The following is a 19,502-nucleotide window of genomic DNA, read 5'->3' as shown; positions in this document are numbered from 1 at the left end:
ACCGGCTTTAGCCGGGAAGAGGACAGTACATCCGACACATCTGTCGGGTCAGTCATACCGCCTTCCCGGCTAAAGCCGGTCCTACAAAGGCCAACAGCGTAAACCGTATCAGTGACGGAAATGGCGCATGCCGGTGAATACCATCGCGATGCCTGCTTCGTCCGCTGCCGCAATCACCTCGGCGTCGCGCATCGAGCCGCCGGGCTGGATCACTGCGGTGATGCCAACCTTGGCCGCATTGTCGATGCCGTCGCGGAACGGGAAGAACGCATCGGAAGCCATGACAGCGCCCTGCACCTGCAAACCGGCGTGTTCGGCCTTTATCGCTGCGATGCGCGCGGAATTCACGCGGCTCATCTGGCCTGCGCCGACGCCGATGGTCTGGCGGTTCTTGGCGTAAACGATGGCGTTGGACTTCACGTACTTGGCGACTTTCCAGGCGAAGATCAGGTCGTGGACTTCCTGCTCGGTCGGCGCGCGCTGGGTGACCACTTTCAGGTCGTCGGCGCCGATCATGCCGATGTCGCGGCTCTGCACCAGCAGCCCACCGTTGACGCGCTTGTAATCCCAGGCCGGCGCGCGCTCGGCGTCCCACTGGCCGCTGGTCAACAGGCGCACGTTGGCTTTGCTGGCGATGATGGCCTGGGCTTCGGCGCTGACGCTCGGGGCGATGATCACTTCGACGAACTGACGCTCGACGATGGCCTTGGCCGTCTCGGCATCCAGTTCACGGTTGAAGGCGATGATGCCGCCGAACGCCGATTCGCTGTCGGTGGCGTAGGCCAGCTCGTAGGCCTGACGAATCCCGCCTTCGGCATCCGGGCTTACTGCAACGCCGCACGGGTTGGCGTGCTTGACGATCACGCACGCGGGTTTGACGAAGCTCTTCACGCACTCAAGCGCCGCGTCGGTATCGGCGACGTTGTTGTAGGAAAGCTCTTTGCCTTGCAGCTGGGTCGCGGTGGCGATGCCCACTTCGACGGGCTTGGCTTCAACGTAGAACGCCGCGCTCTGGTGCGGGTTCTCGCCGTAGCGCATTTCCTGCGCCTTGACGAACTGAGTGTTGAAGGTGCGCGGGAATTCGCTGCGGCCTTCGGTGCTCAGGGTTTCAGCGGACTGGTCAACGCTGCCCAGATAGTTGGCGATCATGCCGTCGTAGGCCGCGGTGTGCTCGAAAGCCTTGAGCATCAGATCGAAGCGCTGCGCGTAAGTCAGGCCACCGGACTTGAGGCTTTCCAGCACGTTCGCGTAATCGCTGGCGTTGACGACGATGGCGACGTCTTTGTGGTTTTTAGCGGCAGAGCGAACCATGGTCGGGCCGCCGATATCGATGTTCTCGATGGCCGTAGGCAGGTCGCAGCCCGGCTTGGAAACCGTGGCTTCGAACGGATAGAGATTCACGGCGACCAGGTCGATCGGCTTGATGCCGTGTTCGCTCATGATGGCGTCGTCGATGCCGCGACGGCCGAGGATGCCGCCGTGGATTTTCGGGTGCAGCGTCTTGACCCGGCCGTCCATCATTTCAGCGAAGCCGGTGTAATCGGCGACTTCTACTGCGGCAACGCCGTTGTCCTTGAGCAGCTTGAACGTACCGCCAGTGGAGAGGATCTCGACACCGAGGGCTTCGAGTTCACGCGCGAATTCAAGGATGCCGGTCTTGGCGGATACGCTGATCAAGGCGCGGCGGATCGGCAGGCGGGTCGTCTGGTCGGTCATCTCAACTTCCATCAAAAGCAAAAGAATTTTGCAAAAAAAACGACCGCATTGAAGTGAGGTCGCTTGTTTTTCGGATGCTTACAGCAGGTCGTACTGCTTGAGTTTCTTGCGCAGGGTGCCGCGGTTCAGCCCCAGCAGCTCGGAGGCCTTGGTCTGGTTGCCCTTCACGTAGTTCATCACGCACTCGAGCAACGGCGCCTCGACTTCCGAGAGCACCAGGTTGTAGACATCAGTGACGGCCGCACCTTCCAGATGAGCGAAGTAGTTGTGCAACGCCTTCTCGACGCTTCCGCGCAGGGTCTGACCCTCTTCGCTCGGCGTATTGAGGTGTTGTTTCAAATTGACGTTGTCGCTCACGGGTGTTGTTCCACTCACTAAAGTCTCAGTCATCATCGTCATGCGGCCACCTCTTCTTCGTTCCCTGCCGGGCGGGATTTATCGCGCTGGGAAAAGAACTCCCGAACGTTGGCGCACTGTGCTTCTGTATCGTCCAAACGGTTGAAAAGGGCGCGAAATTCCCTGGCGCCCGGCAACGTTGCGAGGTACCAGCCGACGTGTTTGCGGGCGATTCGCACGCCCATCACGTCGCCATAGAACGTGTGAAGCGCAGCCAGATGCTCTAGCAGAATGCGTTCCACTTCACCGACGGGCAGGCCCGGAAGTTTTTCCCCGGTCTGCAGGTAGTGTTCTATCTCGCGAAAAATCCATGGGCGCCCCTGGGCGGCCCGGCCAATCAACAGCCCGTCAGCGCCGGTAGCGTCGAGGACGTAGCGGGCCTTTTCCGGTGAATCGATGTCGCCGTTGGCAAACACCGGGATGGACACCGCCTGCTTGATGGCGGCGATGGTGTCGTACTCGGCTTCACCGGTGTAGAGATCGGCACGGGTTCGCCCGTGCACCGCCAGTGCCTGAATGCCGGCTTGCTCGGCGATTCTGGCGACGGTCAGACCGTTCTTGTTCGCCCGGTCCCAGCCGGTACGAATCTTCAGCGTAACCGGTACCTCGACTGCCGCGACCACCGCGTGCAGGATTTCGGTCACTAACTGTTCATCTTTCAACAGCGCCGAGCCAGCGGCCTTGTTGCAGACCTTTTTTGCCGGGCAACCCATGTTGATGTCGATGATCTGCGCGCCGAGTTCGACGTTGGCGCGTGCTGCATCCGCAAGCATCTGCGGGTCCCCGCCAGCGATCTGTACCGAGCGTGGCTCGGGATCGCCTTCGTGAATCATGCGCAACCGCGACTTGCGGCTGTTCCAGAGGCTCATGTCGCTGGTGACCATTTCCGAGACCACCAGGCCTGCGCCGAGCTGGCGACAGAGTTGTCGGAAGGGCTGGTCGGTGACACCCGCCATCGGGGCGAGAATCAAGCCGTTTTGCAATGTGTAAGGGCCGATGCGTACCGCCGACATAGGGTGACCTGTTGTGGGGCCGAATCACGAGGTCTGGTCCGAAAAGTGCTTCAGCGCCAATTCAGACGGGACCCAGAGTATGAAAAAGGGTGGGCATGATACCCGCTCTCGATGACTGGATAAAGGCTGAATTGGATAAAATCTGAACAGCTCCGTTCTTATCGCGAACGGTTAGGTTTAGGCCGGTATTGTCATAAAAGTGTCGTCGGATTTCGGGCATCCCGTCCCGCGCAGGGTGCTGCATTTCGGTGCGGACAAACCCGCAACGGGCGATGTTTTACTCCGGCGAACGGAAGCTCAGGCTGTAGTTCGCCGCCTTGGGGCCCGGATCGAGAATGTCCAGTGCGATATGAATCGGCGTTTGCGGCGGCATCTCGTCCTTGCCCGCCAGCTCGCCGCTCAGGTACTCGCCCGGTTTGAATCGACGACTGGCGATCAACTGACCGGTCGCATCGGCAAAGCGTAGTTCGAGCAGCGGGAACGGCTGAGAAAAGGACGCGCGGTTGTAGATGATCGCGTCAACCACCAGCGCTCCCTGGAATTCGGGGTGGCTGCGCACGACAAGGTTGCTGCTCTTGAGCAGTTTGATATCGACCTTGGACGGGACCTTGCAGCCGAGTGTCGGGCACAGATCCTGGAAGAGGGGGCGGTACTGATCCTGCCGCGCGAGTTCTTCGAAGTGGTAGGCAACGTATTGCCCGGCCAGCGCGCCCAACGCAATCAGGATCAACAGCATCCACAGCAGACGCCGACCCCAGCGCGGTTTGGGTTTTTGCCAGGACAACTGCAGCGGATCATCCGTCAGATCGAGCAGCGCCCTGTCCCGCAGACCCGGTTCATTGCGCCCGCCGCGCTTGCCGCCGGCAGCAGCGAGCGGGGCCTCGTCGTCTTCATCATCGTGACGGGCGCTGAGGCGATCCTGATCGTCATGGGTGTCGAGGGCGGAGAAGCGTTCCGACGGCTGATCATCGGGTTCGCCTTGAGGCTGGAGCGAGTGGGGGCGAGCCGATTCGTCGTCCAGGTCGTCCGGGGTCAGCGAGAATGACGGCTCGGTGCGATGACGGTCCTGCGGGTTGATCGGCTCGTCCAGCGGGCCTTCGTCTATCGTGTGGTCGGTATGCTCTTCGCGTTCCTCAAGCACTTCGGCGCGCAGTTCGGGGAGCCGGTCGACATCGTCGTGACTCATGCCGTGGGCCCACGACTCCTGCGCGACGTCAGGCTCGTCACGCCTTGCGCTGAAGGACTCGACTTCGTCGTGATCGAGCGCCTTGCTGACACGACCGAAGGACTCGGGCAGCTGAATCTCGCGCTGTTCGAGACGGGCCAGTTCCACGTCGAGATCGTCCAGGTCCAGGCTGTCCAGATCGACTTCACGCTCTTCACGCTTGACCGGCAGTGGCGCTGGCTGGGCGACAACGAGTGACTGCGACGCGAGAATTTCCGGTTTTTTCTCAACGGATTCGGTATTTGGCACTGAAGTCAGCGGCGCTTCCGGGGGTGTCCCGCCGCGTTGTTCCAGCAGCTGCTTTGCGGCGTTGAACACCTGCAGGCATGAGCCACAGCGCACCATGCCTCGGGCCACGCTCAACTGAGCGTGACTGACGCGGAAACTGGTCTGGCAATGCGGGCACTGAGTGACGAAGCTGTCGGTCATGCGGGTATCCGGGGTTAAAGAGCGCCTGATGGTTGGATCTTAGGGCAACTGGCTGTCAGCGGCGACGACCGGTGATCCGTACCCAACCTTCGCGGTTGGCAATCGGGTCCAGCTCGAAGGTGTCGGCGTAGGCGGCAGCGACTTCATCGCCTTGCTCGGCAAGGATGCCGGACAGCGCCAGACGGCCGCCGGGCTTGACCAGGCTCGCTAACTGCGGCGCCAGAGAAACCAGCGGGCCGGCGAGGATATTGGCGACCAACACGTCGGCCTGCACCTGGGGCAGGTCTTCAGGCAAGTACAACGGAAATTTCTCGGCCGGGACGTTGTTACGGCCGGCATTGTCGCGCGAGGCTTCGAGGGCCTGGACGTCGATGTCGGTGCCGACCGCCTGTTCGGCGCCCAACAGCAACGCGGCGATGGCCAGAATGCCGGAACCGCAGCCGAAATCCAGCACGTTGCAGCCGGCGAGGTCCTGACCGTCGAGCCACTCAAGGCACAGCGCAGTGGTCGGGTGGGTGCCCGTGCCGAACGCCAGGCCCGGGTCGAGCAACAGATTGACTGCGTCGGGTTCCGGCGCGGCGTGCCAGCTCGGCACGATCCACAACCGCTGGCCGAAGCGCATCGGGTTGAAGTTGTCCATCCAGCTGCGTTCCCAATCCTGATCTTCGATCACTTCGTGGGTGTGTTCCGGCAGCTCGGCGTCGGTGAGCAATCTCAGGTGAGCGAGCACGTGATCGGCATCGGTGTCGGCTTCGAACAGCGCCAGCAGGTGCGTGTGCGACCACAGCGGCGTGGTGTTCAGCTCTGGCTCGAAGATCGGCTGGTCTTCAGCGTCCATGAACGTCACCGATACGGCGCCGACTTCGAGCAGCGCGTCTTCGTAGGTTTCGGCTTGTTCTGGGCTAATGGCGAGACGGACTTGCAGCCAAGGCATGGCGGGTGACCTTCGAGTTGGAAAATTGAAAGGGGGCCGACGGCCACGAAAGACCGGCAAGTTTACGGGGTTCGCGGGGAAACAACAAAGCGGGTGTCGCAGCGATGCCGGTCCTGCTAAAAACAACAAAGCCGCTCGAAAGCGGCTTTGTTGTTCTGTCGCACTTACTGGCGGATCAATGCTTGTCAGCGGCCAGCTTGTGTTCCAGGTAGTGAATGTTGACGCCGCCTTCGCAGAAGCCTTCATCGCGGGTCAGATCACGGTGCAGCGGGATGTTGGTCTTGATGCCGTCGACCACGATTTCATCCAGGGCGTTACGCATGCGCGCCATGGCTTCATCGCGAGTGGCGCCCCAGGTGATCAGCTTGCCGATCAGCGAGTCGTAGTTGGACGGAACCTTGTAGCCGCTGTACAGGTGCGAATCCACACGCACGCCGTTGCCGCCCGGCGCGTGGAAATGCTTGACCAGGCCCGGACTCGGAACGAAGGTTTTCGGGTCTTCAGCGTTGATCCGGCATTCCAGCGCATGCCCGGTGATGACCACGTCATCCTGGGTGTACGACAGCTTGTTGCCGGCGGCGATGCTGAGCATCTCCTTGACGATGTCGATACCTGTGACCATTTCCGATACCGGGTGCTCCACCTGAACACGGGTGTTCATTTCGATGAAGTAGAAGCGGCCGTTCTCGTAAAGGAACTCGAACGTGCCAGCGCCACGGTAGCCGATGTCTATGCACGCTTTGACACATGCCGCGAACACGTCCTTGCGGGCTTGTTCGTCGATGAAGGGCGCCGGCGCTTCTTCCAGGACCTTCTGGTGACGGCGCTGCAGGGAGCAGTCGCGATCGCCCAGGTGGATCGCGTGGCCTTGACCGTCGGAAATCACCTGCACTTCCACGTGACGTGGGTTGGTCAGGTATTTCTCCAGGTAGACCATCGGGTTGCTGAACCAGGCAGCCGCTTCAGCACGGGTCTGCTTGGCCGCTTCGATCAGGTCTTCTTCCTTGTGCACCACGCGCATGCCGCGACCACCGCCGCCGCCAGCGGCTTTGATGATCACCGGATAGCCGACTTCACGGCCGATGCGCAGCGCGGTTTCTTCGTCTTCCGGCAACGGGCCGTCGGAACCGGGAACGGTTGGCACCTTGGCAAGCTTCATGGCGTCTTTGGCGGAAACCTTGTCACCCATCAGGCGAATGGTTTCGGCTTTCGGGCCGATGAACGCGAAGCCGGATTTCTCGACCTGTTCGGCAAAGTCTGCGTTTTCCGCGAGGAAACCGTAGCCCGGGTGAATCGCCGTGGCGCCGGTCAGCTCAGCTGCCGAAATAATGGCCGGAATGTTCAGGTACGACAGGTTGGCTGGCGCCGGGCCGATACAGACGGTTTCGTCTGCCAGGCCAAGGTGCATCAGCTCACGGTCTGCCGTGGAATGGACCGCGACGGTCTTGATGCCCAGTTCTTTACAGGCACGCAAGATGCGCAAGGCGATTTCGCCGCGGTTGGCGATCAGGACTTTTTCCAACATCGCAGGCTCTCCCCGGTTCAAACGATGGTGAACAGCGGCTGGTCATACTCAACCGGCTGACCGTTTTCTACCAGGATGGATTCGATCGTGCCGCTGACTTCAGCTTCGATGTGGTTCATCATTTTCATCGCTTCAACGATGCAGATGGTGTCGCCTTTCTTGACGGTCTTGCCGACTTCAACGAACGCTGGCGAGCCAGGCGCCGGGGTGCGGTAGAAGGTGCCGACCATTGGAGATTTGACGACGGTGCCGTTGAGCTTCGGAGCAGAAGGTGCTTCCGCGGCGGCCACTGGCGCTGCAACCGGGGCAGGTGACGGAGCGGCAACCGGAGCAGGCGCGTAGTACTGCTGTGCTGGAGTCTTGCTGTGACGGCTGATCCGTACGGATTCTTCGCCTTCACGGATTTCCAATTCGTCGATGCCGGACTCTTCCAGCAATTCGATCAGTTTCTTGACTTTACGGATATCCATTAATCATCAACTCCCAAGGGACGGTCAGGGGGATTTGGTAGCCGGTTCCGGCGGTCTGGCTCAGTACGGGACTGTGCCGTTCACGCTTTCGAACTCTTGGCCAATTGTTCCAGGGCGGCCTCCAGGGCCAGTCGGTAACCGCTGGCGCCAAGGCCGCAGATCACGCCTACAGCAACATCTGAAAAGTAGGAGTGATGGCGGAAAGGTTCGCGCTTGTGCACGTTCGACAGGTGCACTTCGATGAATGGGATGCTCACTCCCAGCAACGCGTCACGTATCGCAACGCTTGTGTGCGTAAAAGCAGCCGGATTGATCAGGATGAAGTCCACGCCTTCATCGCGTGCAGCGTGGATGCGATCGATCAGCTCGTATTCAGCGTTGCTCTGCAGGTACATCAGGTGGTGACCGGCTTCGCTCGCACGCTGTTCCAGATCCTGGTTGATATCGGCCAACGTGACCGAGCCATAGATCCCCGGTTCACGGGTCCCCAGCAGGTTCAGGTTAGGTCCGTGAAGAACCAGAAAAGTCGCCATCGAGTGTTCCTTGTTGTTCGCGTTTTCGACGCTCACGCACAGAGTGAGCCGCTGATGGGCAGCGACTATGCCGGAAAGTACGATGGACTGTCCAGTTACCCACAATATTCAGCACGATGCCCGATGTTCGCGCGAAGTTTGTGACCATGACGCTAAATTTGGTCATTTGCTCTAGAAAGGCGCTCTGCGAAGGCTTCCACGTCGATTTCGCCGACGACACGGACGTTTTCCAGCTCGTTGCCGTTTTTTCCGAAAAACAGCAGCGCTGGAGGGCCGAACAGTTTGTAGCGATCCAGCAAGGCGCGTTGCTCGGCGTTACTGTCGGTCATGTCGAAACGGACCAGCCTGAAAGCGCCCAGCTCACTGGCAATTTTCGGGTCCGGCAGAACTTCGTGCTCGATGACCTTGCAGCTGATGCACCAGTCCGCGTACCAGTCGACCAGGACCGGCTGACCTGCGCTTTTGGACTCCGCAAGAATTCGGTCCAGTTCACTCGCCTGGGTCACCGTCTGCCAGCGGCTGTCGGACTTTTGCTTGGCGCCGCTCGCAATGACTTGAGCCTGACCCAGCGGGCGCATCGGGTCAGTCTGACCACTCAGCGCGCCGTACCAGCACGCGAGGGCGTACACCAGCAGGAACAGACCCAGCAATTGAGCGAGGCGGCCACGGGTGGTCTTTTCGCCCAGCTCCAGCGCACCCATAAAGATCGCAACGCCGGCTCCTAGCAGCCCGATCAACAGCAACGTGGCTTGCCCCGGAATCACCCGGCTCAGCAAACCGATGGCCAGGGCCAGCAACAGCACGCCGATGGCGTTCTTGACCGCAACCAGCCATGGCCCGCTTTTCGGCAGCCACGCCGCGCCACCCGTTGCCACCAGCACCAGTGGAGCGCCCATGCCCAGGCCCAAAGCGAACAGCTTCAAAGCTCCGCCCAGCGCATCGCCGCTCGCGCTTATATAAAGCAGTGCGCCGGCCAATGGTGCTGAGACACAAGGCGAGACCAGCAGGCTTGAAACCACGCCCAGAACCGCTGCTCCCCACAAGGATCCGCCCTGGGTATTGCCTGCGATGCGGTCCAGCCGGTCATTGAGCGCGCGGGGCAGGCGCAGCTCGAACGCGCCGAACATGGCGATAGCGAAGAGCGCAAAGAACCCGGCGAACGGCACGAGGACCCATGCCGACTGCAGGCGTGCTTGCAGGTTGAGACTGGCGCCAAACATGCCCATCAGTGCGCCGAGGATGGCGAAGCAGATCGCCATCGGCAGCACGTAGGCCAGGGACAAGGAGAAACCGCGCAGCCCGCCGATCTGCCCGCGCAGGACCACGCCGGAGAGGATCGGCAGCATGGGCAATACGCACGGCGTAAAGGTCAGCCCGACTCCGGCGAGGAAAAACAGCGCCAGTTGTTTCCAGCTGAAGGAGGGTAACGGTTGCTCATTGCCTGATGGCGCCGCAGCAGATGCGTCGGCAGAAGAGGTTGCGCTGCCGCCGATGCTCAGGCGCTCGGTTTCCGGCGGGTAGCAGAGCCCTTTGTCCGCGCATCCCTGATAGGTGACGACTAGCGTAAAAGGGCGGTCGTCCCCGGCGTTGCGCGGCAAGTTGACGTCGAGAATGCCGTGATAGACCTCGACGTCGCCAAAGTACTCGTCGTGTTTCTTTTCGCCGTCTGGCAGTTGCGCGGCGCCGAGGCCGATGTCGGCGGGCTCGGTGCGAAATTGAAAGCGATGGCGATACAGGTAGTAGCCTTCGGTGGCGACAAACTGCAACTTGATGGAGTCAGCGGTGGTGTCGCTCAGGTTCAGCTGGAACGCCTGGCGAACCGGCAGGAAGTCCTTGCTGTTGTCGACTGCTGCGCTGCCCAGTGTGGGGCTCGATCTGTTCTCCAGAAAGCTCGCGCCGACAGCGGGGAGGGCACAGATCAGCAGTAGCAGACAAAGCAGGCGGCGCATGGCGGTCTCGCATCACAGAAGTCCGCGCATGATAGCGGAGTGGCTGCGGGCGTGCAGGGAGGGCTTGAGTTCTTCGGTCTGCTTCGGTCTGAAAATGATGTAGGAAACAGCGGTCAAACAGTGTCCGGCTGGGTGTGTTTGCTCAAGGGCGACACTGCAACGCGCTCCTGGAGCCCATGCACCTGATTGCGGCCAGCCTTTTTTGCGCGGTACAGCGCTTCGTCTGCTTGCGAGGCCATCATCAGCGCATCGTCGTCCTCGGCGATTTCCACCACCCCGGCGCTGAACGTGCAGAACAGATCAACGGGCTGCGCGGGGTAGTGGATTTCGGCGAAGCGCTGGCGGATTTCGTCGAGCACGCCGTGGGCGGCTGCCAGATCTGTGTCCGGCATGACCACCGCGAACTCTTCACCCCCATAGCGACCGATGTAATCGGTCTTGCGCAGGCGTTGCTTGAGGAACAGCGCCAGGCTCTTGATCACACGGTCGCCCATGGGGTGACCGTGGCTGTCGTTGACCTTCTTGAAGTGGTCGATGTCCAGCATGGCGAAGCTCAGCGGCTTGTTCTCCCGCCGCGAGCGGAAGCTGCAATCTTCAAGTAATTGCAGGATGTGCGTGTGGTTGTAAAGGCCGGTCAGGCTGTCGCGGACCATTCGCGCTTTTAGGTTGCGCGCCCGTGCCGCGCGATTGCGCACGGTGGTGATCAGGTGGCGGGGCTTGATGGGTTTGGTAAGAAAATCGTCGCCGCCTTCGCTCATCGCATCCAGCTGTTTATCCAGATCGTCCTCAGCCGAGAGGTAGATGATCGGCACGCTGACGTAGCGGTCATTGTGGCGGATCACCTTGGCCAGCTCGGTGCCAGTGCAGCCGGGCATGTACATGTCGAGAATGATCAGGTCAGGCTGAAATTCGGCCAGTTCAGCCATGGTCTTGATCGGGTCGAACAGGGTCCGGGTGACAATTCCGGCGCCGTTGAGCAAGCGCTCGGTGTGTGTGGCCTGGGCGCGCGAATCATCGATGATCAGGACCTTGTACGGTTCGTACTGCGCGACCCGGGTCAGGATTTCGATCTTCTCCAGCAGGCTGGAGGCCTCAAGCGTGCCGGTCAGAAACTCTTCCCCTCCGGCGCGCACGGCCGCAAGGCGTGTGGGGGTGTCCGTCTCGTGATGGCTGAAAAACAGCAGCGGCAGTTTTTGCTCCAGTCCTTCCTGCATTTGAGTGGCGAGCTTCAGGCCCTGGCCCGGGGCGCCGAAGTCGACATCCATGACGACGGCGGCGGGCAAGCGCTCGGCCATGGTCATGTGGAAGGAGTCGACGTTTGCGAGTGACTGCGCGCTCAGGCCGAAGAATTCCAGTTGTTTGGCCAGGCGCTCACCGCGTTCGTGATCCTGAAGCACGATATAGATCGGCTTGCGCAGGGGCGGCAGCGCGGTTTGCTCAAGACGGTCGCCGTGCCGGAGGCCAGTTCGGGACAGGCGCTGCATCAGACGATTGAGGTCGGTAATCAGGGCGCTGCTCAAACGGCCTCGGTTGGCCTCGACGTCAAGCAACGCCAGGTTGATCGCGGTCGCCAGTTGCACGTGCTCGGCCTGCTCGAAGCGTTCGGCGAAACGCAGCAGGCGCTGGTTGGCCTCGCTGAGTTCAGCCATGTCCGTTGCCGACCATTCACTTTGCTGCAGGCGTTGCCACACCTCAAGAATCTGACGGGCCTGATGGATAACGCGTTGGGCAAAGTGGTGTTTGAGCCGGTCGCGGCTCGGATCTTCTGCTTCGGTCATGTGCTGACTTCTTTACAGGGGAAACCCCGATATAAATGCTGGCGCTATGCTAGCACTACTTCTCCGGATCAGGATTGCCGCAAGTCATTTTCTCGTCATTTTTGACGGTTTTATCCGTCAAATTTCTATCTTTAAACCCGTTTGAGTGTTCGAACCAGTTGGTTCAGTTCAAGGCAGGAAGCGTAGCTGCGGATAGCGGGATAGGAGAATGGATAAGGTGCCTTTGGCCGGGGACGCGCTCGACTCAGCTGCTAAACAATTGCACCTGCCACTACATTCCTGCCAAACGCACCTTGCTGTAAGGTTGCGGTCAGAAGCACTGAATTCCGTGATTGAAAGGACAAGGCCATGCTGGATTGGAAGAAGCGCTCGGGCAGCGCGGGAACTGAACGCGTTGACGAAAAGCCGATGGGCAAGGCGCCTCGGGGTTCTCGGGGGTATTGGGGCGGCCTGTTGTTCAGTCGTGCCGTCGGGGCCGTGGTGGGTATTTATCTGGTGGTCACCGTGGTGCTCGGCATCTGGTGGAGCAGCGAACCGCCACTGTTTCCGGTCCAGCAGCAAGCCCAGGCTGCCGCACAAAGTGAAGGCAAGCAGATGGTGTTGGGCTACACCACCGTCGAAACCCTGAAGACCGTCGCGTCCACTTTGCTGGATAAACCGGGCGGTTACATTTCCAACGATCGTTCGCCGCCCGGCTTGTGGATGGACAACATGCCGAGCTGGGAGTACGGCGTGCTGGTCCAGGTGCGCGACCTGAGCCGCGCGCTGCGTAAAGACTTCGCTCGGTCGCAATCCCAGTCTGCCGAAGACGGCGATCTGGCGCGCGCCGAGCCACTGTTCAACTTCGACAATAAAAGCTGGGTGCTTCCTTCGAGCGAGTCTCAATACCGCGACGGCATCGCTGCATTGAGCCGCTACCAGGCGCGCCTGTCTGACCCCAATCAAAAGGGCGCGCTGTTTTACACCCGCGCCGACAACCTGAATAACTGGTTGGGCGACGTGGGTACGCGACTGGGCTCTCTGTCCCAGCGACTGTCCGCCAGCGTCGGTCGGGTCAAGCTGAACAGCACCCTGAAAACCGAGGCGCAGTCCACGGTCACGGTCAAACCGGGCGAAGTGCCGCAGGTTGACGAAGAAATCGTTGAAACCCCATGGATGCAGATCGACAACGTCTTCTATGAAGCACGCGGTCAGGCCTGGGCGCTGTCGCACCTGCTGCGTGCGATCGAAGTCGACTTCGCCGATGTGCTGGCGAAGAAGAATGCAACCGTCAGCGTGCGTCAGATCATTCGTGAACTGGAAGCCTCGCAAGAGCCGATCTGGAGCCCGATGATCCTCAACGGCAGCCCTTTCGGCATCTTCGCCAACCACTCGCTGGTCATGGCCAACTACCTGTCCCGTGCCAACGCGGCGGTGATTGACCTGCGCCAGTTGCTGTCCCAAGGCTGATCGATGAGCGTTTCCGATCAAGAGGCCGCCCACCGTGCGGCCTCCGACGCCGAGCTGATTGCCTGGGTTGATCGTCACGATCAATCCCTCGGCGCGCTGCCCCGGGCCGAGCTGCGTGAGCGCGGTCTCATCGGACGCGGCACCTATATCCTTCTGTTCAACTCGGCCGGTGAGCTGTGTGTGCATCGACGCACGCTGAGCAAGGCGATCTATCCCGGGTATTGGGATGTGGCGGCGGGCGGCATGGTACAGGCCGATGAAAGCTACGAGCTTTCGGCAGCGCGCGAGCTGGAGGAAGAGTTGGGCGTCTCTGGCGTGCCGCTTACCCCTCACGAACGTTTCTTCTTCGATCAGCCGGATAACCGACTGTGGTGCGCGGTGTTCTCTGCAGTCTGGGACGGACCGCTGAAACTGCAGCCGGAAGAAGTGCTGGAAGCGCGCTTTCTCAGCATCGATCAGGTGCTGCGCGAAACCACCGAAAAGCCTTACTGCCCGGACTCGCTGGCCGCCTTCAGGCGCTATTTGGAAGGCGTCGCAAAAGTCCCGTAAATTGGCGCATATTTGCTCTTAGCATCGGCGCCTTTTGCCGTTACACTGCGCGACTTTTCACGCCGGACCGTTCTTTCGATCCGGTAGCGCTGCCCCTGCCTGAGTGGGGCTTCGCGGTCGGTTCCCGCCGGCCAGACTTCGCTCCTCAACAAGAGGATTGCCGGTGGCCAAAAAAGCCGCATCCTTCGCCGCCCTCGGTGGCCTGGTATTTTCAACCGACGCCGGTCGGCATTGTCCCGACTGCCGTCAGCCCGTCCACGCCTGTACCTGCAAAAGCACGCTCATCCCGGAAGGTGATGGTATTGCCCGCGTGCGCCGCGAAAGCAAAGGCCGGGGCGGCAAGACTGTCACGACCGTCACCGGCGTTCCGCTGGCCGAAGACGCGCTCAAGGACCTGGCAAAGACCCTCAAGCAACGGTGTGGAACCGGCGGCGCGCTGAAGGATGGCGTGATCGAGATCCAGGGTGACCACGTCGAAACGCTGTTGGCCGAGTTGGTCAAGCAGGGTTTCAAGGCGAAGAAGTCGGGCGGTTGAGCCGTCTGTTTCGAGCCCGTTGATTTAGTCGTCGGTCTGGCCGCATTCATCCATGCAAACTCTGCTGCGCAATGCGGGTCTATTGCCCCACAGCGAGCAGGCGCCAAACCGTCATTTCCACGCTCTACACTGCGCCCAGCCGGTCAGGCCGGGGCTTTATGACTTTTCTATAGGGGACTTTGATGTCCGTACGACGCACACGCAAAGACGATGGCAGCCAATGGACCGTGGCAGACAGCCGCAGTGTCTACGGGATCCGTCATTGGGGGGCCGGTTATTTCGCAATCAACGAAGCCGGCCGCGTTGAAGTTCGCCCCAACGGGCCGACCAGTTCGCCCATCGATCTTTACGAGCAGGTCGATCAGCTGCGCAAGAGCGGCTTGTCCCTGCCACTGCTGGTGCGTTTCCCTGACATTTTGCAGGATCGCGTGCGTCAGTTGACTGGTGCGTTCGACGAGAACATCGCCCGCCTGGAATACCAGAGCAAGTACACCGCGCTGTACCCGATCAAGGTCAACCAGCAGGAAGCGGTGGTGGAAAACATCATCGCCACGCAAAACGTGTCCATCGGCCTCGAAGCCGGCTCCAAGCCTGAGCTGATGGCCGTGCTGGCCCTGGCGCCGAAAGGCGGCACCATCGTCTGCAACGGCTACAAGGACCGCGAGTTCATTCGTCTGGCCTTGATGGGTCAGAAGCTGGGCCACAACGTCTTTATCGTCATCGAGAAAGAGTCCGAAGTCGAACTGGTCATCGAAGAAGCCGCCGAGCTGAAGGTCGCGCCGCAAGTGGGTCTGCGTGTGCGCCTGTCGTCCCTGGCGTCGAGCAAGTGGGCCGACACCGGTGGCGAAAAGTCCAAGTTCGGGCTGTCCGCCGCGCAGTTGCTGTCGGTCGTCGACCGCTTCACCAAGGCAGGCCTCGATCAGGGCATTCGTCTGCTGCACTTCCACATGGGCTCGCAGATCGCCAACCTGGCGGACTACCAGCACGGTTTCAAGGAAGCGATTCGTTACTACGGCGAGCTGCGCAACCTCGGCCTGCCGGTGGACCACATCGACGTGGGCGGCGGTCTGGGTGTCGACTACGACGGCACCCACTCGCGCAACGCCAGCTCGATCAACTACGACATGGATGATTACGCCGGCGTCGTGGTCGGGATGCTCAAGGAGTTCTGTGACGCGCAGGGACTGCCGCATCCGCACATTTTCTCGGAAAGCGGCCGCTCGCTGACCGCGCACCACGCCATGCTGGTGATCCAGGTGACGGACGTCGAGCGTCACAACGACGAAGTGCCGGAAATCACTGACAAGGAAAGCCTGCCGGAGACCCTGCAGTGGTTGATCGATCTGCTCGGCCCGACCGACATCGAAATGGTCACCGAGACCTACTGGCGCGCCACGCACTACATGAGTGACATCGCGTCGCAGTACTCCGACGGCAAGATCACCCTGGCGCAGAAGGCTTTGGGCGAGCAGTGCTATTTCGCGGTGTGCCGTCGTTTGCACAACTCGCTGAAAGCCCGTCAGCGTTCCCATCGCCAAGTGCTCGACGAGCTCAACGACAAGCTGGCCGATAAATACATCTGCAACTTCTCGGTGTTCCAGAGCCTGCCGGACACCTGGGCGATTGATCAGGTGCTGCCGATCATTCCGCTGCATCGTCTGGATGAAGAGCCGCTGCGTCGCGCCGTGCTGCAAGACCTGACCTGCGACTCCGACGGCAAGATCAATCAGTACGTCGACGAGCAAAGCATCGAGACTAGCCTGCCGGTGCACTCATTGAACGAGGGTGAGGATTACTTGCTGGGCGTGTTCCTGGTCGGTGCGTATCAGGAAATTCTCGGCGACATGCACAACCTGTTTGGTGACACCGATTCGGTGAACATCTACCAGAACCAGGATGGCAGCGCGTATTCGGCCGGGATCGAAACCCACGACACCATCGAAGACATGCTGCGTTACGTGCACTTGTCGCCGGAAGAACTGATGACCCATTACCGGGACAAAGTCGCCAGCGCCAAGATCACCCCGCGCGAGCGCACCCAGTTTCTGGATGCCTTGCGTCTGGGCCTGACGCGGTCGTCCTACCTGTCGTCGTGATGAGGTAGCGACTCCCAAAAACGGGCCCTTGTGGCCCGTTTTCGTTGTCTGCACAGTCAGGCATCCTTCACTGTTTCGGGAGCATGAACGATGATCAAGCTGGCGCTCAAAGCGGTGTTCGCCGTCTGGTTGATGACCTTGCTGATGGCTTGCACGCCGCTGAAGGTGCTCAACGCGTTTACCCCGAGCAGCACGTTCAGCAAAACGTCTGACTTGGCGTACGGCCCGGAACCGCGCAACAAACTCGACATCTACACGCCCAAAGATGCAGCGCCGGACGCGCCCGTCGTTGTGTTTTTCTATGGCGGCAGCTGGATCAGCGGATCGCGGGGTGACTACGCTTTCGTCGGTGAAGCGCTTGCGTCCCGGGGCATCGTTGCGGTGCTTGCCGATTACCGGTTGTACCCGCAAGTGCATTACCGGGAACTGCTGCAGGACAGCGCCCAAGCGGTGGGCTGGACCCACGCGCACATTCGTCAGTACGGCGGTGATCCGGGGAAGTTGTATGTGATGGGCCACAGTGCCGGGGCCTACAACGCCGCGATGCTTGCTCTGGACCCAAAATGGCTGGCGGCAGCGGGTACGACGCCTTCCATCATCAAGGGCTGGATCGGTCTGGCCGGGCCCTATGATTTTCTGCCCATCGAAGACCCGGAAGTGAAGCCGGTGTTTTACTTCCCGGATTCGCCGCCCGACTCGCAGCCGATCAACCATGTCAGCGCAGCGTCACCGCCGGCGTTGCTGATCGCTTCCGCCGATGACACGGAGGTGAACCCGCAACGCAATACGGGGGGCATGGCCAGTCGTTTGCGCGCTCAAGGCGTGTCAGTGCGAGAGGTGTATTTCTCTCGCACCAGTCACCGCACGCTGGTGGGTGCACTTGCCCGCCCGTTACGCAGCCTGGCGCCGGTGCTGGAGGAGGTCGCAGCCTTTATCCACGCACAGGATCAGGCGCCGGTGTCGAGCGTCTCGGTCAGCCGTTGAACCAAGCGCCGCTGCGGTTGAGCTTCAATGCCAGATACCCCAGCGTCAGCGCCCTTAATGCCATGAACAGCAAAAACGCCAGCCACAGACCGTGGTTGCCGAATCCGCTTGCCTGCCAGGCAAACGGTGCGGTGATCAAGGCCGTGACGACCATGGCGTTGCGCATCTCGCGAGCGCGGGTGGCGCCGATGAACAGGCCGTCGAGCAGGTAACTCCAGACCGCGACAAAGGGCAGTACGGCCAGATAGGGCAGATAAACGAAGGCGATGTCGCGCACTGCGGTGATGTCGGTCTGCATCTCGATGAACAGGTGCCCGCCCAGCAGAAACAGCGCCACAAACGCGACGCTGCAAATCAGCGACCAGCCTCCCGAGACATTCAACGAGCGGCGTAACGCGTCGCGGTCCCGCGCGCCGATGGCGTGTCCGCAGAGGGCTTCGACGGCGTGGGCCAGTCCGTCCAGCGCGTGGGCCATCAGCAGCAGCCCATTAAGCAGCAGCGCATTGGCCGCCACGGTGGCGTCGCCCAGTCGAGCGCCTTGCACCGTGATCAGGAAGAACACCGATTGCAGGATCAGGCTGCGAATGAAGATGTCGCGGTTGACCGTGAGCAGTGGTCGCCAGCTCTGCCAGCGCTTGAGTACGGATACTGCCAGCTGTCCCGGGTATGCGCGCAAACCTCTGTGGGTGAGGGCGAGGCCAAGCAGGGCGCCGGTCCATTCGGCGATGACCGACGCACGCGCGCTGCCGACCACGCCCCAGTCCAGGCCCATGACGAACCACAGGTTCAGCGCGATGTTGACCAGGTTGGTGGTCAGCAGAATCGCCAGCGGCGCTCGGGCGTTTTGCAGCCCGAGGAACCAGCCAACCAGCGCGTAACTGGCCAGCGCGGCGGGTAAGCCGAACAGGCGGGTATGGAAGAAGTCGCGGGTCAGCTCGTTGAGATCGTCCGAGGGCTGCATCATCTCCAGCGCCAGGTGCTGGAACGGTAAGCCGATCAGCCCCAGCAGCACGGAAAATCCCATCGCCAGCAGTAAGCCCTGCAACAGCACCTGGCGCAGCGCCGCTCCGTCGTTGCGGCCGGCGGCCTGGGCAGCGAAACCGGTCGTGCCCATGCGCAGAAAACCCATCGCCCAGGCGAGAAAGCTGTACAGCGTGCCGCCGACCGCTACAGCGCCGAGCTGGTGAGCGTGGGGCAGGTGACCGATCACCGTGCTGTCGACCAGCGAAACCAGCGGCACGGAGATATTCGACAGGATCATCGGCGCAGCCAGCGCCCACACCTGCCGATGCGTCGCGCGCTGACGCCAGTCGTTGAAGAAGTTGGACATGAAGGCTCCCGGGCAAGCGCGCGAGTGTAGCGATGACGACGCGGGAATGCAGGACTTCTGCATTCCCGTGCACCCGTCTCGGGGCGCGCCATGGATTCCGAGTCGACCAAGCTACTCACACCTTTCAGCGGCACTGCCTGAATTCCGAGTTGCCCCCGATCATGTGGGAGCGAGCTTGCTCACGAAGAGGTTGGTACATCCGCCGCATCTTCATCTGTAATGAAAATGCCTTCGCGAGCAAGCTCGCTCCCACCGGTTGAGCGGAGTGGGCTGGATTCTGGGTCCAGCAAGCTCACTCACATCTTTTAGCGGCACTGCCTGGATTCCGAGTTGCCCTCGATCATGTGGGAGTGAGCTTGCTCACGAAAGCGTCGGCACATCCGCCGCACCTTCATCGGGAGTGAAAATGCCTTCGCGAGCAAGCTCGCTCCCACCGGTTCAGCGGAGTGGGCTGGATTCCGAGTCGACCAAGCTCACTCCCACCAGTCCCCGAGCATGGCCGAGAAATCAAGTCGACTTCCGCAAGGGTAGGAACCATGGCTGCGTTTCCCCCTCGAGAACAAACGCACAAACCCACGGTCTATCTGCGCG

General features: G+C 61.0%; 16 protein-coding genes. 5 read left to right on the top strand and 11 right to left on the bottom strand.

What is annotated here, in order from left to right:
- Window positions 1-108 precede the first annotated feature (108 nt).
- From purH to QMX88_RS15410, 10 genes are all read right to left on the bottom strand, one after another.
- Window positions 109-1,716 carry a bifunctional phosphoribosylaminoimidazolecarboxamide formyltransferase/IMP cyclohydrolase gene (gene purH, locus QMX88_RS15455; protein WP_282370778.1) on the bottom strand — a complete coding sequence of 536 codons (1,608 nt, stop codon included), beginning with the start codon at window positions 1,714-1,716 and terminating at the stop codon, window positions 109-111.
- Between the two features lie 78 nt (window positions 1,717-1,794).
- Window positions 1,795-2,115: a DNA-binding transcriptional regulator Fis gene (gene fis, locus QMX88_RS15450; protein WP_007907419.1), complete on the bottom strand. Its 321-nt coding sequence runs from the start codon at window positions 2,113-2,115 to the stop codon at window positions 1,795-1,797.
- On the bottom strand, window positions 2,112-3,125 hold the full coding sequence (dusB, locus tag QMX88_RS15445; protein ID WP_122533752.1) for a tRNA dihydrouridine synthase DusB: 1,014 nt from the start codon (window positions 3,123-3,125) through the stop codon (window positions 2,112-2,114). The genes fis and dusB overlap by 4 nt, the downstream gene beginning before the upstream one ends.
- 277 nt (window positions 3,126-3,402) lie before the next feature.
- Window positions 3,403-4,779 (bottom strand): DUF3426 domain-containing protein, encoded by a 1,377-nt coding sequence (locus QMX88_RS15440; RefSeq protein ID WP_282370761.1) that lies wholly within the window; start codon window positions 4,777-4,779, stop codon window positions 3,403-3,405.
- 55 nt (window positions 4,780-4,834) lie between these two features.
- Complete coding sequence (gene prmA, locus QMX88_RS15435) at window positions 4,835-5,713, bottom strand: 50S ribosomal protein L11 methyltransferase (protein WP_192173436.1); 879 nt, start codon at window positions 5,711-5,713, stop codon at window positions 4,835-4,837.
- Window positions 5,714-5,888: 175 nt separating this feature from the next.
- A complete protein-coding gene (accC, locus tag QMX88_RS15430; protein WP_192173435.1) occupies window positions 5,889-7,238 on the bottom strand; it encodes an acetyl-CoA carboxylase biotin carboxylase subunit in 1,350 nt (449 codons plus the stop codon).
- A 17-nt stretch (window positions 7,239-7,255) separates the two neighbouring features.
- On the bottom strand, window positions 7,256-7,708 hold the full coding sequence (accB, locus tag QMX88_RS15425; RefSeq protein WP_282370757.1) for an acetyl-CoA carboxylase biotin carboxyl carrier protein: 453 nt from the start codon (window positions 7,706-7,708) through the stop codon (window positions 7,256-7,258).
- Window positions 7,709-7,788: 80 nt separating this feature from the next.
- Complete coding sequence (aroQ, locus tag QMX88_RS15420; protein WP_282370755.1) at window positions 7,789-8,241, bottom strand: type II 3-dehydroquinate dehydratase; 453 nt, start codon at window positions 8,239-8,241, stop codon at window positions 7,789-7,791.
- Between the two features lie 152 nt (window positions 8,242-8,393).
- Window positions 8,394-10,190, bottom strand: a complete 1,797-nt coding sequence (locus tag QMX88_RS15415) for a protein-disulfide reductase DsbD (protein WP_282370754.1) — start codon at window positions 10,188-10,190, stop codon at window positions 8,394-8,396.
- A gap of 113 nt (window positions 10,191-10,303) precedes the next feature.
- Window positions 10,304-11,968 carry a GGDEF domain-containing response regulator gene (locus QMX88_RS15410; RefSeq protein WP_282370752.1) on the bottom strand — a complete coding sequence of 555 codons (1,665 nt, stop codon included), beginning with the start codon at window positions 11,966-11,968 and terminating at the stop codon, window positions 10,304-10,306.
- Between the two features lie 348 nt (window positions 11,969-12,316).
- On the opposite strand from QMX88_RS15410, the gene QMX88_RS15405 reads away from it, so the two are divergent.
- From QMX88_RS15405 to QMX88_RS15385, 5 genes are all read left to right on the top strand, one after another.
- Window positions 12,317-13,417, top strand: coding sequence for a DUF2333 family protein (locus tag QMX88_RS15405; protein WP_192173430.1), 1,101 nt, complete (start codon window positions 12,317-12,319; stop codon window positions 13,415-13,417).
- A 3-nt stretch (window positions 13,418-13,420) separates the two neighbouring features.
- On the top strand, window positions 13,421-13,966 hold the full coding sequence (locus QMX88_RS15400; protein WP_192173429.1) for an NUDIX hydrolase: 546 nt from the start codon (window positions 13,421-13,423) through the stop codon (window positions 13,964-13,966).
- A gap of 163 nt (window positions 13,967-14,129) precedes the next feature.
- Complete coding sequence (locus QMX88_RS15395; RefSeq protein ID WP_282370749.1) at window positions 14,130-14,501, top strand: translation initiation factor Sui1; 372 nt, start codon at window positions 14,130-14,132, stop codon at window positions 14,499-14,501.
- Window positions 14,502-14,683: 182 nt separating this feature from the next.
- The gene (speA, locus tag QMX88_RS15390; RefSeq protein WP_074890462.1) at window positions 14,684-16,597 is read left to right on the top strand and encodes an arginine decarboxylase; all 1,914 of its coding nucleotides are present in this window, start codon (window positions 14,684-14,686) and stop codon (window positions 16,595-16,597) included.
- 90 nt (window positions 16,598-16,687) lie between these two features.
- A complete protein-coding gene (locus tag QMX88_RS15385; RefSeq protein ID WP_282370745.1) occupies window positions 16,688-17,581 on the top strand; it encodes an alpha/beta hydrolase in 894 nt (297 codons plus the stop codon).
- Here the strand turns inward: QMX88_RS15385 and QMX88_RS15380 are convergent.
- Window positions 17,571-18,911: an MATE family efflux transporter gene (locus QMX88_RS15380; RefSeq protein ID WP_282370743.1), complete on the bottom strand. Its 1,341-nt coding sequence runs from the start codon at window positions 18,909-18,911 to the stop codon at window positions 17,571-17,573. The two genes, QMX88_RS15385 and QMX88_RS15380, sit on opposite strands and share 11 nt — an antisense overlap.
- Between the last annotated feature and the right edge of the window lie 591 nt (window positions 18,912-19,502).

The sequence above is a fragment of the Pseudomonas sp. PS02290 genome (assembly GCF_029960075.1).
Lineage (GTDB): Bacteria > Pseudomonadota > Gammaproteobacteria > Pseudomonadales > Pseudomonadaceae > Aquipseudomonas.
The sequence above is the reverse complement of the archived record's forward strand: the minus strand, read 5'-3'. Positions and strand labels throughout refer to the sequence as shown.